The following is a 13,877-nucleotide window of genomic DNA, read 5'->3' on the forward strand; positions in this document are numbered from 1 at the left end:
TTATGGAATCATTTGACCTGTTAATGCTTTTCCAAGCCAAACAGCCAAAACGTCGGCACTCGGAGCCATAATTTGACCTGCATAGGCATCTCGCAAAAGCCTTTCCGTAGGAAGGGACTTATTGTAAGCTTTCCCGCCGCCAACTCTCATCGCCAGCCTTCCACATTCGATTGCTGCTTCTGAGGCAACGATCCTTGCCGTTAAAATTTTTGCAAGGGCATCCGCTTCGCCGTTCGCACCTGCTCTCGCAGCTTCCAAAGTGATCGCTCTAGCGGCTGCCGCATGTTTATAGATATTTCCAATATGCACCTGGATGGTTTCAATATTCGCCAAGGTAGTTCCATCAGGATATTGCCGGTCCACAGCATGGTTGCTGGCAACTTCAAACATATGCATGGCTGTACCGCTGTAAACGGCTCCCAGCCCTGTGACGAAGAATGGAGCGACCACGTTGAATACCTGCTCTTGGCCCGAGCCTTCTACGCCAATGCGGAAAGATGAATCCAAAGTGACATGATCAATATGCATTGGACCTGACGAATTCCCCCTCATTCCCAGGCCATTCCATTTAGACATGTCGAAGGATAGACCTCTTGTTTCCAGCGGGAATACCCAATTGTTTATTTTTCCTTCTTCAACAGATGGTGCCAGAACAAGATAGTAGGAAGCATAGGTGGCGGATGTTACCATGCTCTTTGTTCCAGTAAAAGTTGTGTAGTCCCCGTTCACCTTAGCTGTCATTTCGGGAATATAAAAGTGGGTTCCACTACCGAATTCGCTGTAGGCTAACGCCAGGAATTTCCCATCCTCTATAACATCTGTAAAAATCCTCCGCTTAAGTTCGTCACTTCCATGGGTTTGAATGCACATCAATGCAACGTTGTGCATCATATAGCAAAGAGCTGTTGTGGAGCAGGCCTCCGCAAATGCCAGACAAGCCTGGGCATGCTCTTCAAGACCTTTGCCAAGTCCACCATATTCTTTAGGAATCAAGAGTTTTAAAAAGCCCTTTTCACCCAGCTTCTTGAAGGATTCTTCAGGAAATCTCGACTCCTTATCAGTCATTTCAGTGAAAGGCAGTATGTAGGACTTCGCAAAATCCTTGCCCTCTTGATAAACATTGTTCAAAATATGCGCCTCCTTGTATTAGCTTTTTTTATACTTCCTATAAAAATCTATTATGCTAATTTGATATTATGTGTACTGGCGGATTATTTTTTAAAAATACAGGCCAAAAGAAAAGGAAGCCCGTAACTTACTCGGGCTTCCCAGTGAAAAATATTAAACTGATAGGTTTCGTCAGATTTTACCTTACCGCTTTTATGTTGAATTTCCTGCAGTTCCACTCATCCGTTCAGATTTACCCATGCACTACTGAAGTCCGCCGCAAGAAAAGGGGAATATATATGAACATACGGAAATGAACGGTCATCATTAAATGAAGAACTGAAAAAAATGGTTATTTTCACAAAGAGTGGCCAGTCTATACAAGCGCGCTATATTATTTTTGCAGCGGGTTATAAAGGAAGGCCCTATAGACTAAACATCTACTAATCTTTGGCAAAATCCAGAGCGTAACTTGCACCAGCATCTAAAGGAAGACTAATAGTAAATATAGATCCATATTTCGGAGTACTACTCACCTCAATCGTTCCCCCATGGTCCTGAATAATTTTCTGACATATGGGTAGCCCCAGACCCGTTCCTTCAGATTTCGTTGTAAAGAAGGGATTAAAGATTTTTTTCAAGTCTGCGCCTTCTATACCCACACCCGTATCGCGAACCTCACAAACTGCTAAGTTCCCCACTTTGAACAATCGAATCGTAATATGTCCACTTTCAACCATAGACTGAATGGCATTGTTAATTAAATTTACAAAAACCTGTACCATTTTATTGAAGTCCATTTTCACCAAAAGATCAGGATTATACTCCGTGTATACGATTTGATGTCCTAAACAGTGGGCTTCGGATTTGGTTAAGGAAATGACTCTCTTTAAACACTCGTGGATGGAATACGCTTGGTATTGAGTGACATCTGGTTTTGAAAATTGTAGGAATTCAACCGTTAATTTATTCATCCTGCTCACTTCACTAAAGATTAAATCATACCAAGGCTGTATATTATAATTAGCCTCTTTGGAATATTGCAGAAACCCTTGAATGATCGTCAACGGGTTTCTAATTTCATGGGCAAGTCCAGCAGCCATTTCTGCTATTAGCTTCCCTTTTTCCTCTTTGTGCTGTATTTCTTCACGTTTCTTCTCTTCAATAAGGGTATTTTTTTTCGTCTCCATTTCAATAATGTACTGAATGATCAGTACTACAGCTATTGAAGTTAAGAAGTCCGATCCAACCCCAAATATGCTATAGGAATTTACAGGGGAATACGTAGCTCGAATAGCGGTGTAAAAAATCATGAAAACAAAACCAAGAAAAATCCCCTTGACGGCTCCCTTGACTTGGAATAAAAATTTACTAAGTAAAATGATATAGATGGAGTAACACCAATTCAGTTGGCTGGTGAAATGAAACAATAGTAACGAAATGATTTCACTAGATGCGATTAACAAAAATAAGCGGGTATAAATTCTTTCCAAAAAAATGCTGGTTATAAAAAGAAGGCCAATTACAATCATAAAAAAAGTATTTTGAGTCTTCTCTAACGAAATCGAGGCAAAAATGACAAATACTACATAAATAGGCAAGACAATATAATACATTAAGCGATAAAACATTATTTCTCTCCATTTCATCTTTCATGGTAATCCAAGTAATTATACACAAATTTCTGCTTAAACTATTAGTTAAAGTTTACCTTAAAATAAGGAAAGCGCCTACCCGAATATACCATGTCTTTTTTCGATGTCTGACTACAAGTTAATAATTTGTTAAGGTTAATGGGGTATGATACTAGCATGGAAAATGAAACTTTTTCATTGACCCCCTTTAATAATATTAATCTTTAGCCTTCGAAAATTTTTCGAGGGTAATTTTTTGTCTAGGTGTACTTCTCACAGTCAAAAAGGAAAATCGTTTCTTATCTAGAAAGTAATTATAGAGGGATTAATTCATGTAGTTCGTTACATTCTTATCCTGACCATTGTCCGTTTCTACTACGGGCGATGTGATTGATGTAACTGGAGGAATATGGAACGCTGTTCAGTATTAAAAGGTTTGTGATAAGGAGAAAATGCGATGTCTGAAGGAAGTAAAGTGGTTAGTTTCGTTGAAAATCCAAATATTAAAATTGAGGTTTTGGAGTATCAAAATTTAGGCGGGAATGATAATTTTTCTGTTGCAGAAAAGTTATTTTTTGCTCAAAGGTCAAACATAAAATTAAGACAAGTAAGAATCACACTTAACAACAGCTCCCTTACCGCTGAATCCGGTGCCTTGCAGTTTATGAAAGGGAATATTGCATTAAAAAGTTTAGGAGGAAATGGGGCAAAGGGTTTTTTCAAAGGAATTGCCTCTAGTGTGCTAGCAAATGAATCCATGATTAAGCCACAATACCAAGGCACCGGGATCATTTACTTGGAACCAAGTTTCAAACACTATATGATCGTTGAACTAAATAATGAAGAAATCATTGCGGATAAAGGACTTTTTTACTGCTGTGAATCAAGTGTTTCTGTTTCTGTTCAGGCAATGAAAAACATTTCCTCTGCTATTGCAGGTGGAGAAGGATTATTTCAAACAAAAGTATCTGGAAGCGGTTTTTGCGTATTTGAAATTCCTGTTCCGGAAGAAGAACTTGTGGAGTTTGAACTTCAAAATGAAATGGTTCAAGTAGACGGGAATTTCACCCTTTTCCGACTCGGAAACATTGACTTTACAGTTGAGAAATCAACAAAAAGCATCTTCGGTTCTGTTGCATCCGGCGAAGGTCTACTTCAAACATTTAGAGGTACGGGGAAAGTCATTATCGCCCCAACATTGCCTGTTTATGAAAAGTTAGGTCATATCCTAAGCCCAACGCCACCATCAAAATAAAATGTAAAATTAAAATGGGGTCTGTCCCCCATTACGATAGAGTAACGGGGGACAGACCCTTGAACGCTAGTGCCCACCCCGCCGCTCAATCGTCAAAGGATTATCACATAACCACTGACTATAAACATGACGTACGGATAAGAATGAATATCTCGCGGATATATGGCTTATCAGCAGAAAGAATCTATGGATTTTAAATTGGTGCCTGACACTCAAACTAATGTTGTTACTATTGATGGATATGGCATAAAACTCCACTTCCCATGCAACTTAGATTTATGTCAACTAAATACCTTCTTAGCTGTCTTCCCAATGGTATTAGTCCCTATTCCATCAACAGCCCCTCCAATTACTCCACCTATTAGAGGAACAGCCTTTCCTAAATTTACAATGCCCTTTTGTCCAAATTTCGTTACAAGTTTAACTCCTACTGCTTTATTAATCGCCTTTATTACCTCTCCAGGTATTTTTTTTATAACTTGTATAGCTAGTGAAGTCCCTAATTTAATGCCAGCTTGTTTTAATATGTCTGAAGCAGCCTGTCCAGTCAAACACACAAATACGAAGGTTTTAACTTGATCATCTTTTAAATCATAGCCTCTCATGTTGGCAATAGTAGCTATCATTCTAATTTGAACGTACATAACAGATGCAACATTTGCCGGAATAGCCACAGGTAATGTAATTAAACCACCTAATACTGTTAGAAAACCACTTGTTATACCTTTAGCATTTTGCCATCGTATTAAGCTATCAATGGCTTTTCCTCAACAGAAGAATGCTTACTTAAATAGTTTTCCGCTAACTTTGCTGCTGTATCAGTCCCAGGTAATCCATTAACTGCCTTTTCGTAAGCCCAATCCAATACTTGAGTCATTTTACTTTCGGTTAAACTATTGGTTGACAAGATAATCTCCCCTAAGATGAAATTAATAGGTTATTTGAAAAATATGAGTAATATATACTATAATTTTACCACTAACGATAAATATCCCAATCATTTTCCACGAATTTATCCGACCTAATTCCTATAAATTGGCAATGGAGGATAAAGGATCAATTACTTTCAGTCTTTTCAACAAATAATCCGAACAATTACACCGACACGAGGGGCGAGGGCCGATGCCCTTAGTAGGTGATGAAGACAGGTTGTATTTTGCCTGGTAGCGATATTTATGTTGCCTGCCGCGAATCTTTCAGTTTTTTATAATAAATAATAGTAGCATCCAATTTTCCATTTTGAGATTTTGCATAGTCAGGGATCCGTCGGCCTGGATGTAGCCTAATGAGGTATAAAGGGAATTGGAAGGGTCCCCTTCTCTTGTATCAAGAAGCAGCAGTGACCTGCCCTCGAGGACCGCTTGCTCCTCCACCTTTTGCATGAGGGATCTACCAATCCCCTTTTTTCGGTGTAGTGGATGCGTCATTAATTTGGCGATTTCAGCTCGATGAATTCCATTTTCTTTTGTGCATAAATGCAACTGGACACTACCTACTAGTTTGTTGTTGAGCCTGGCAGCAAATAGAATCACTTCTTGTTTTAGTATGTTTCCCCAGTATTTTTTAGCCTCTGAAAGGTCCAATGGAGGTAAAAATCCAATCGATGCACCGTCCTCTACTACCTGTTTGAGCAGTTCTGAAAATTCATCCAGATGTTCATCTATTTTGTATATTTGTTCGATTTGCACTTCATCCGCCATCACAATCCCCCCCCCATTTATTTTTTAATATCTATTTATTCCTCCATCTCTTTATAGTAATCAATCTTTTTTTCAATCTCCGACAAGTTATCCTTCAACGCTTTAATTTCTTCAAGGACTTTATGTTGATGCACTTCTAATAATTCTCGTCTTGCGCTTATTGTGGATTCACCTTGACTGCGCAGGTCGGAAAATCGTTTCATGTCTGTGACCGACATCCCTGTTACCCTTAGACGGATTAAAAAATGGATCCAGGAAATATCAGCTTCCGAAAACTGGCGATAGCCATTTTTATCTCGGTTTACCTCATTAAGTAAGCCAACTTTTTCGTAATAACGCAAGGTGTGCACGGTTAGCCCTGTCATCTTTGAAATTTGCTGAATAGTAAATATATTTTCCATAAAATTCATTATATCACAAAAAATGGGGTTGCTTTCGAGTGCACTCTAAAGTGTAGCATTGGTTCAAGATCATTTTTAGGAGGTAGATGAGATGAGTAACGAACGTTACCAGCGTGGTTGGGAAAAACTTATGGAAGTAGATGGTGAAGGCGGTCAGCTTGTAGCAAAGGGAATTTTTGAAGAGCGTAAACTGATTTTGGGGAGAGATCTTGATTAGGTGAGAGTAGCTCTGATCATGTGGAAAAAGTTTCATCACTATAAGAAAGAGGCCTGGTTTCTGCCAGCCTCTTTCTTATAGTCAGCTATATGATTCTTCTCGAACTCGTTCACTTTTTCGGAGAACAGGCAGAATACACTACTTATTCTACCCGTGCCCATTCATTTTTCCAGAGAACGGGAAGAATCGCAATTCTCCTGCAATGACACTCACAACCTATTAAATTGCGAAAACCGTTTTTCCACTTGCTCTGTGATCATGGAAATGAGTATACAAATCCCCCAGTAAATGAGAGCCGCTAATAAATATAAGGTAATAGAGTCATAGGTTCTTCCTGCAACAATCTGCGCATTATACAGGACCTCTGGAACAGAAATGACAGCTGCTAATGATGAAGCTTTCACCAGATCTAAAAAAATATTTAATAAGGGAGGAATGGCAATCCTTGCTGCTTGCGGAATGATGATTCGATATAGATTCTGCCAATAGGTTAACCCGATCGCATAGCCTGCATCCCATTGGCCTTTCGAAATACTATTCAGTGATGCTCGCTGGACCTCAGCAATATAAGCCGCACTATTAATACTAAAGCCAATCATGGCTGATGTTAAGGCCGATAGTTGGATTCCAATAACAGGTAATCCAAAATATAAAATAAAAAGTAATGCAAGCATAGGGATTCCCCGCATAAACGAAATATACAGCCTTGCAGGCCATCTTAGGAATTTAGCTGAAGAACTGCGGGCAAGACAAAGGAAAAAACCAATAATTAATCCTGCCCCCATGCTTACGATTGAAATGAATAAGGTATAGCCAATGCCCCGAATCACAAACGGGAAGCTATCAATGGCTAGATGTAGGTTAAAGAAATGTTTCCAATCCAAGGTTCGATCACCTTTTGCTTATTTTACATTCACATTGACAAACTTCACATTCGGTTTTTTAGTTACATCCATGCCTACAAAGAACTCTTTAGAAAGTTTCGACAGTGTACCATCTTTTTTCATCTCATCAAGAGCACTATTAACTTTACTGATTAGTTCATTATTCCCCTTCTTTGTGACAAGGGCTGAATAGCTTGGCATATAAAATAGATTTGGATTAATTTCTAAGTTGAACTGCGGCATCATTTTTACAGCAATGGATTGTAAATAATAGTCATTTAAAATAACATCTGTACGGCCTAGTGCAACATCACGAAGATAAACATCATTTGCGACATTACCGTAAGTCACAATTTGAGCTCCATTTTGTTTCGCAATTTCGCTAAAAATAGAGGTTGCTGCCCCAGCTGCCTTTTTCCCTTTTAAATCTGCAAAACTATGAATTCCAGACTGGTCCGCTTTCCTCACAAGCATCGAGCCAAAAGAAAATTTATAGGGTTTACTAAAATCAAAAGATTTCTCTCTTTCCTTCGTCACACCAATGTCATTGGCAGCAAGATCGACCATACCGGATTCAAGGCTTGGAAGCATACCATCAAAACCCATTTCTTTAAATTGAACCTTCAGATGTAATCGTTTTGCCACCTCTTTTGCGACCTCTACATCATACCCTGTTAAGTTATTGGTTTTATCTTCATGATAGGAAGTTGGATATAATGTACCTGAAGTAGCGACCACAAGTGTGCCTTTATTTTTAATTTTGTCCCAGGCGGTTGTTGTCTTTTTTTTCGTTGTTGTTTGACCGCATCCTGCCAGGGCCACGAGTAATATGAAACTTAAAAGATAAATGAAACCATATTTTTTCATGTTTCTTCTCCTAAATGAAAGTAATTGGGAACATAACCAGGGGGGGCTATGTTCCTCTATGATAATGTTTAATTCTTTACCTAAAGGAGTCGGGGAACTCTTATCGGGCATCTTTACTTTATCCCATTATCCCTTTCGAAAAATTGATAATGGTCAATAATTGCTTTTTTTCTTTGAGCTAAAAAATCGGAGAGGTCAACTCTGTCCTCTCCGATTTTTCTAAAGCGCTTCTTCTATTAATTTTTTATAGTAACGAATGGAGAGGAGACCGAAGATGGAATAGAGTGCTGTGTATACGATCATGACAGCAATCATCGGTGTCCAAAGTTCTGCGCCGAAGAAGAACCATCCGGATTGGACGGCGAAATAGCTGTGGGACAGTCCGACAACCAGCGGGATGCCGAAGCTAAACAGCTGTTTTGCCTGGATTCCTCTCAGAAGATCTCCCTGCGTGAAACCAAGTTTCCTCAGGATGGTGTAGTTTGGCTTCTCCTCTTCGCCTTCACCCATTTGTTTAAAATAGAGAATGCAACCTGAGGTCACCAAAAAGGTTAATCCTAGAAAACCGACGATAAACATCAAAAGTCCAATATTTTTCTTTTGCTTGGTGCTCAGTGCCAGCTGTGAATCTTGGACATTGTCCCGATTAAACTTCACCTTTTTAAAAATAGCATTTGCTTTTTCTACATCTGCATCCTTATTGATATTAATCCCGATATACAATGAAGAACCCCGCTGCAGCTTTGGATCTTTATCCTTTTTCAAGCGGTCGAACGTGGTTTCATCCACAATAGCTGCCGGAAAACTTCCATTGGTAAAATACCAGGAAAGAATGTACACCTTTCTTTGTCCTGCAAAGGAAAGCGGAAATCGCTCCTTCTTCCCTGATAATTCCATACTCCCAGAACTTTTCAGCGGCATAAACTTTTCCTGACTATTACTTAAACCTGTAAAGAGTGCTTCTCCCGGACGAACATCTACCCCTTCAACGTCTTTGTCACTGATAACGGCCATCGTCGTCGCATTCTGCAGGGCTTTTTGTGCTAACTTACTTGGAACCGCAATGTGCTGTAAGTTGGCCTTTGCTTGAACCACATCAATTATTTTTTCACTGTAACCAATTTGCTTGGCCTTCAAGGCTTGTTCAAATTTCGCTGCATCATGTGTGTCCATGAAGGAAAAATGGTCGGGCACCTCTTGCTCCGCTGTTTTTTCCGCAGAATAGTAGGCGATATAGCTCAGCGACAATAATCCAATCGCCAAAGCGGACACGGTCGTAATGATGGTCAATAATAACGCATTGGATTTAATCCGAAACATGATCGAAGAAAGGGATAAAACCTCTTTAATCGTTAGATACCCATCCTTCTTTTTTCGGATCATAAAAAAGAGAAATTGAACCGATCCTTTGTAAAATAAATAGGTTCCAATGATGACCGATGCCAAGATAAAGATCATTGAACCCAGTAATACAGAGTTTGTGGTGATGTCACCTGCAAACAATTTTGACGAGATATAGTAGCCAAGGGCGATCAGTACAATGCCGGCAATCCCGATGGCGATTTCCAACCATGATATTTTTTTCGCCTTACTCTCCGTTGATGACAAGACGCGAAATAACGCTAAAATGCTTTGCTTTTTCATAAAAATATAATTTACTGCCAGGATCAAAACAAAGATCGCACCAAAAACAACAAGCGTTTGAACGAGTGCCTTCGCAGAAAAATGTAATGTGGCAATCGCATTCACGGTTGTAATTTTATACAGAATCATAATCAAGAGCTTCGAAACGGAGAATCCAATCAAGATTCCGACCAGTAGTGAACCGAAATAAAGAATAAAGTTTTCGGTGCTGAGGATGCGGAAAATCCGATTTTTCGTCATCCCGATTAGCTGAAATAAACCAAACTCTTTGCTGCGCCGCTTGAGAAAAATGCTATTGGCATAAAGCAAAAAGATGGTAACAATGGCGACCAGCAGGATGGAGCCTGCTTTCATTGCGGCAGCTCCTTTGATTGTCCCTTTCACCGCATCCATGGATGGGTCATATTGCAAGGTCACGAACGCAAAATAAAGCGCGGTGCTAAAGATTAACGCAAACACATAGAGATAATAGTTTGTTACATTCTTTTTCAGGTTGCGGAGGATAAGCTGATTAATGCTCATACTGCACCCCGCTCAGCACACCCTGCGTTTTCATGATGTCATTGAAAAATGTCTGCCTCGATTGCTCGCCCTTTGTCAGCTGGGTATAAACTTGGCCGTCTTTAATAAAAATAACCCGGCTGCAAAAGCTGGCGGCAACGGGATCATGGGTAACCATGACAATGGTGGAGTTGCGGTTTTGATTTAATTGGCCCAACTTGTTTAACAAATCAGCTGCCGACTTGGAATCGAGTGCCCCGGTTGGTTCATCAGCAAAAATAATGCTTGGTTCATGGATAAACGCACGTGCGGCAGAAGTCCGCTGTTTTTGGCCGCCTGATATTTCGTTCGGATACTTGTCTGCTATGTCAGAGATGCCGAGTTCGTCAGCGACTACCTGGAATTTCTGCAGTGCTGCCTGCTTTGGCATTTTTGAAATCGACAACGGCAGGATGATATTTTCCTTCACCGTCAGGGTGTCCAAGAGGTTATATTCCTGAAAAATAAAGCCTAAATGGTTTTTCCGAAATTCAGCGAGCTGCTTCTCCTTCATTGTGGTCATTTCATTTCCCTCGATCTTGATCGAGCCGTTGCTGACTTTATCAATGGAAGAAAGAACGTTGAGCAAGGTCGTTTTTCCAGAACCAGATGCCCCCATGATCCCAACAAACTCACCTTTTTCAATCGTTATATCAATGCCCTTAAGCACTTCTTGTCTATTAAATTTATTTCCATAGGATTTATGAATCTTTGCCGCTTCTAAAATTGGCATTTTTCGCACACTCCTTACTTTTGCATTTTAGCATTTCGTCTTCTTTATTATAAAAACAGGTAGCGGCTTTTTCCTTCGATTATCCGAACAAAAAAGAAACGCATGTGACATTTTTGTCACATGCGTGTGATCCTGGTGAAGTCATTTCTTTTTGGAAAAATTAAGGTGAAGGTTGTTCCTTCTCCTAGTGTAGAGGAAACATCGATCTTGATGAGCAGTGGCTTTGCAGCTTTTTTTGCTAAAAATAGCCCCATGCCTGTTGCTGAATGGTCCTGGTGGTTCGCTGTAGAGGTAAAGCCTTTGTCAAAAATACGCGGCAAATCCTTGGGGTCGATGCCTCTGCCAAAATCCTCAATGGTCAGTTTTGTTTGATCACTTTGAGTGTCACTTTTGATCAGGATATCGGATACTTCGCTGTATTTGACCGCATTTGTCAATAGCTGCCTGATGATAAACGCAAGCCATTTGCCGTCACTTAACACCGAATCTCCCTCTAAATCTACATCAAAACCAATGTTTTTCTGGATGCACCAGGATTGCAAATCCTTGATTTCCTTGAAGACAACGGCTTTTAAATCCACTTTTTCAATAAAAAGGTCATTCTCCATAAACGGCAGGCGCTTTTGATGAAGCTGCTGGTCAAGAAGATGGTGAATTCGCAGCCACTCCACCGTTAATTTATTTTTCAGCGTCACATCGTTCATGCTTTCAATCATTAAGTGCATCGATGTCAATGGCGTTTTTACTTCATGGATCCAAGTGAGCAGATCATCTTTTTCCTCTTCCAGGGCAATCTGGCTTTTCGATGTATCCTGTTTCAGCCTTATTGTCTGGTTGGTGATGATGGTTTCGATTAATTTTCCAAAGGGTCTTTCAGCGTGGGATAGGCTTGTTAAATCCAGGGTATTGTCCCATTCTGACAGGCTCCGATAGAATTTCGTTTCCTTATGATAACGGATGAATAGGAAAAAGATGAAAATAATCATTGATAGAAAAACGATGTAAACGATCGGACCCAAAGGGATGGCGTCATCAAGATAGGCGACAAATATCAGCAGGCCCTGCAGGCCGATAAAAAGCAGAATCCAGCTGCGCCTTTCGATTAAAAAGTTCTTGATCATATTTTCTTTGCGAACATGTTCAATCATAAAGAGTTTCCTTCTTCAACAGCGATGTAACCTTGGCCGACCTTTGTTTCGATAAAGCGGCCCAATCCAATTTCATCGAGCTTCTTCCTAAGCCGATTGACATTGACGGTTAAGGTATTATCGCTGACAAAACGTTCGTCGTCCCAGAGACTTTTGATCAGCTCTTCACGGCTGACAATCTTATTTTTCTGTTCGATCAATTTTTTTAAGATAAATATTTCATTTTTGGTCAATTCAATGGATCCAAGGTCATTCGTTACCGTATTTTGCTGATAATCGACCGTCGCACTGCACCATGTTTTCAGCAGAGGCTGCTCAGAATTGTAATTATAGACGCGTCGAAGAATCGCCTGGATTTTGGCAATCAGTACATCGGTATGGAACGGCTTTTGAACAAAATCATCTGCCCCAAGCTGCATAGCCATCACCATATCAGTGGGGTGGTCGCGGGATGAAAGAAACAGAATCGGCACATTGGAATGGGCGCGGATCATCCGACACCAATGAAACCCATCGAACTTCGGCAGCTGGATATCAATGATCACCAAATCCGGATTGATTTCGGCAAACTCCTGCAAAACCCTGCTAAAGTCCGTAATCCCAAACACCTCATACGACCAGCCCTCCAGCCGCTCCTTTAACTCACTAAACAGCGTAACATCATCCTCAACCAGCAAAAACTTAAACAACCCGTTCACCCTCTTTTAACGGTAAGCTAGATACGATATGATCATATCATTTTTTTCCTGCTATTGGGTAAATGGTTCTGATTTTTGGGATGTGGATATATTAAGGGAAGTTGCGGATATATATCAAGTAAAAAAGTAGGCACAGGCACCAGCATTTATTTGAAAAATGGCTCCTCATAAAAAATAAAAGATTGCCCAAAAAGCATAAAACTTTTTAAGGCCCCCTCCTAATGGTTGAATCTTTTTAAATTTCATAAATATATTAGTTAAATCTCCATACTAGAATTCCCATAAATCATAGAACCTATCAAACTTCTCAAATTTCGGGTGGTCTTTTAATCAACTTCCTTTTTGAATTATTCAACAGTTTTCCAACTTAATTTCCGCCAGCGAATTTACCACCTGATCTGCGATGGAAAGATCTAACCTGGTATGTTGATGCCTGATGCCGATTCCATACATGTTGGCCCTTTTGGCTGCTACCATTCCATTATAGGAATCTTCCACCACCAAACAATGTTCAGGCGGAAGATTGAGTTTTTTAGCTGCAGTCAGAAAAATCTCCGGAATTCGGCTTCCCTGAATCAATTTCATCTCCTGCAATGGTCACTATAAAATAACTTTTTAGGCCGCATTGTTCCAGGACCTCATTAACTCTTAATCTTTCAGATGATGACGCTAATGCACACGGGACCCCCAATTCCTGAAGTTTACCGAGGAACGGAATGACCTCCGAAAACAGAATACTTTTAAAGTTCCATTCATAATTGTGAAAAATACCATTTTGAAATTGAATCAACTCATCAATGCTTTGCTCCAAATGGTAATGCTCTTTTAAAATCTGCCATTTGGTCCTCTTTGTGACCCCTACGTATTGGAGTTGTACATCCTCCTCAACCGTAAGCCCCAACTGCCTGAATATTTTTTTATTCAGCATCTTGTATATCGGTTCGCTGTCAATAATGACTCCGTCCATATCGAAAATGACCCCAAATTTTTGCACCTGCTACTTTACCTCCTTACAATAAAAAGAGACTACTGCAAACATGTCATTGCAG

The 13,877-nt window shown here is 40.0% G+C and carries 15 protein-coding genes and 1 pseudogene; 2 read left to right on the forward strand and 14 right to left on the reverse strand.

Going from position 1 to position 13,877, the window contains the following annotated elements; all coding sequences use genetic code 11:
- The gene (locus RCG17_RS10870) at nt 1-1,128 is read right to left on the reverse strand and encodes an acyl-CoA dehydrogenase family protein (RefSeq protein ID WP_308175175.1); all 1,128 of its coding nucleotides are present in this window, start codon (nt 1,126-1,128) and stop codon (nt 1-3) included.
- Nucleotides 1,129-1,550: 422 nt separating this feature from the next.
- On the reverse strand, nt 1,551-2,738 hold the full coding sequence (locus RCG17_RS10875; protein ID WP_308175176.1) for a two-component system sensor histidine kinase NtrB: 1,188 nt from the start codon (nt 2,736-2,738) through the stop codon (nt 1,551-1,553).
- 460 nt (nt 2,739-3,198) lie between these two features.
- On the opposite strand from RCG17_RS10875, the gene RCG17_RS10880 reads away from it, so the two are divergent.
- A complete protein-coding gene (locus tag RCG17_RS10880) occupies nt 3,199-3,996 on the forward strand; it encodes an AIM24 family protein (RefSeq protein ID WP_308175177.1) in 798 nt (265 codons plus the stop codon).
- A gap of 281 nt (nt 3,997-4,277) precedes the next feature.
- On the opposite strand, the gene RCG17_RS10885 is transcribed toward RCG17_RS10880, so the two are convergent.
- The 4 genes and pseudogenes from RCG17_RS10885 to RCG17_RS10900 all read right to left on the reverse strand — a co-directional run bounded on the left by RCG17_RS10885 (nt 4,278) and on the right by RCG17_RS10900 (nt 6,097).
- Nucleotides 4,278-4,754, reverse strand: a complete 477-nt coding sequence (locus RCG17_RS10885) for an EcsC family protein (RefSeq protein WP_308175814.1) — start codon at nt 4,752-4,754, stop codon at nt 4,278-4,280.
- Complete coding sequence (locus tag RCG17_RS10890; protein ID WP_308175178.1) at nt 4,742-4,903, reverse strand: hypothetical protein; 162 nt, start codon at nt 4,901-4,903, stop codon at nt 4,742-4,744. The genes RCG17_RS10885 and RCG17_RS10890 overlap by 13 nt, the downstream gene beginning before the upstream one ends.
- Nucleotides 4,904-5,169: 266 nt before the next feature.
- Nucleotides 5,170-5,696: pseudogene (locus RCG17_RS10895) on the reverse strand (N-acetyltransferase family protein).
- Between the two features lie 35 nt (nt 5,697-5,731).
- Nucleotides 5,732-6,097, reverse strand: coding sequence for a MerR family transcriptional regulator (locus tag RCG17_RS10900; RefSeq protein WP_308175179.1), 366 nt, complete (start codon nt 6,095-6,097; stop codon nt 5,732-5,734).
- Between the two features lie 91 nt (nt 6,098-6,188).
- Between RCG17_RS10900 and RCG17_RS10905 the strand changes: the two genes are divergently transcribed.
- Nucleotides 6,189-6,314 (forward strand): hypothetical protein, encoded by a 126-nt coding sequence (locus tag RCG17_RS10905; protein WP_308175180.1) that lies wholly within the window; start codon nt 6,189-6,191, stop codon nt 6,312-6,314.
- A gap of 209 nt (nt 6,315-6,523) precedes the next feature.
- Here RCG17_RS10905 and RCG17_RS10910 read toward each other — a convergent pair whose 3' ends face one another.
- The 8 genes from RCG17_RS10910 to RCG17_RS10940 all read right to left on the reverse strand — a co-directional run bounded on the left by RCG17_RS10910 (nt 6,524) and on the right by RCG17_RS10940 (nt 13,822).
- Nucleotides 6,524-7,198, reverse strand: a complete 675-nt coding sequence (locus tag RCG17_RS10910; protein ID WP_308175181.1) for an amino acid ABC transporter permease — start codon at nt 7,196-7,198, stop codon at nt 6,524-6,526.
- Between the two features lie 18 nt (nt 7,199-7,216).
- Nucleotides 7,217-8,065 (reverse strand): transporter substrate-binding domain-containing protein, encoded by an 849-nt coding sequence (locus RCG17_RS10915; RefSeq protein ID WP_308175182.1) that lies wholly within the window; start codon nt 8,063-8,065, stop codon nt 7,217-7,219.
- A 219-nt stretch (nt 8,066-8,284) separates the two neighbouring features.
- Nucleotides 8,285-10,231 carry an FtsX-like permease family protein gene (locus RCG17_RS10920; protein WP_308175183.1) on the reverse strand — a complete coding sequence of 649 codons (1,947 nt, stop codon included), beginning with the start codon at nt 10,229-10,231 and terminating at the stop codon, nt 8,285-8,287.
- Nucleotides 10,221-10,982 carry an ABC transporter ATP-binding protein gene (locus RCG17_RS10925; RefSeq protein WP_308175184.1) on the reverse strand — a complete coding sequence of 254 codons (762 nt, stop codon included), beginning with the start codon at nt 10,980-10,982 and terminating at the stop codon, nt 10,221-10,223. The genes RCG17_RS10920 and RCG17_RS10925 overlap by 11 nt, the downstream gene beginning before the upstream one ends.
- Nucleotides 10,983-11,098: 116 nt before the next feature.
- Nucleotides 11,099-12,103, reverse strand: a complete 1,005-nt coding sequence (locus tag RCG17_RS10930; protein WP_308175815.1) for a sensor histidine kinase — start codon at nt 12,101-12,103, stop codon at nt 11,099-11,101.
- A gap of 23 nt (nt 12,104-12,126) precedes the next feature.
- A complete protein-coding gene (locus tag RCG17_RS10935) occupies nt 12,127-12,819 on the reverse strand; it encodes a response regulator transcription factor (protein ID WP_308175185.1) in 693 nt (230 codons plus the stop codon).
- 360 nt (nt 12,820-13,179) lie between these two features.
- Nucleotides 13,180-13,413: an HAD family hydrolase gene (locus RCG17_RS28320; protein ID WP_374120918.1), complete on the reverse strand. Its 234-nt coding sequence runs from the start codon at nt 13,411-13,413 to the stop codon at nt 13,180-13,182.
- On the reverse strand, nt 13,361-13,822 hold the full coding sequence (locus RCG17_RS10940) for an HAD family hydrolase (RefSeq protein ID WP_308175186.1): 462 nt from the start codon (nt 13,820-13,822) through the stop codon (nt 13,361-13,363). Before RCG17_RS10940 ends, RCG17_RS28320 begins: the two co-directional genes overlap by 53 nt.
- Between the last annotated feature and the right edge of the window lie 55 nt (nt 13,823-13,877).

It is taken from the genome of Neobacillus sp. PS3-12 (assembly GCF_030915385.1).
Lineage (GTDB): Bacteria > Bacillota > Bacilli > Bacillales > Cytobacillaceae > JAEVLT01.

What these genes read in the sequence shown, in the direction of transcription:
- RCG17_RS10875 (WP_308175176.1), bottom strand. Translation starts at nt 2,738, where the DNA reads ATGTTTTATCGCTTAATGTATTATATTGTCTTGCCTATTTATGTAGTA.
- RCG17_RS10880 (WP_308175177.1), top strand. Translation starts at nt 3,199, where the DNA reads ATGTCTGAAGGAAGTAAAGTGGTTAGTTTCGTTGAAAATCCAAATATT.
- RCG17_RS10900 (WP_308175179.1), bottom strand. Translation starts at nt 6,097, where the DNA reads ATGGAAAATATATTTACTATTCAGCAAATTTCAAAGATGACAGGGCTA.
- RCG17_RS10905 (WP_308175180.1), top strand. Translation starts at nt 6,189, where the DNA reads ATGAGTAACGAACGTTACCAGCGTGGTTGGGAAAAACTTATGGAAGTA.
- RCG17_RS10915 (WP_308175182.1), bottom strand. Translation starts at nt 8,065, where the DNA reads ATGAAAAAATATGGTTTCATTTATCTTTTAAGTTTCATATTACTCGTG.
- RCG17_RS10920 (WP_308175183.1), bottom strand. Translation starts at nt 10,231, where the DNA reads ATGAGCATTAATCAGCTTATCCTCCGCAACCTGAAAAAGAATGTAACA.
- RCG17_RS10925 (WP_308175184.1), bottom strand. Translation starts at nt 10,982, where the DNA reads ATGCCAATTTTAGAAGCGGCAAAGATTCATAAATCCTATGGAAATAAA.
- RCG17_RS10930 (WP_308175815.1), bottom strand. Translation starts at nt 12,103, where the DNA reads ATGATCAAGAACTTTTTAATCGAAAGGCGCAGCTGGATTCTGCTTTTT.
- RCG17_RS28320 (WP_374120918.1), bottom strand. Translation starts at nt 13,413, where the DNA reads ATGAAATTGATTCAGGGAAGCCGAATTCCGGAGATTTTTCTGACTGCA.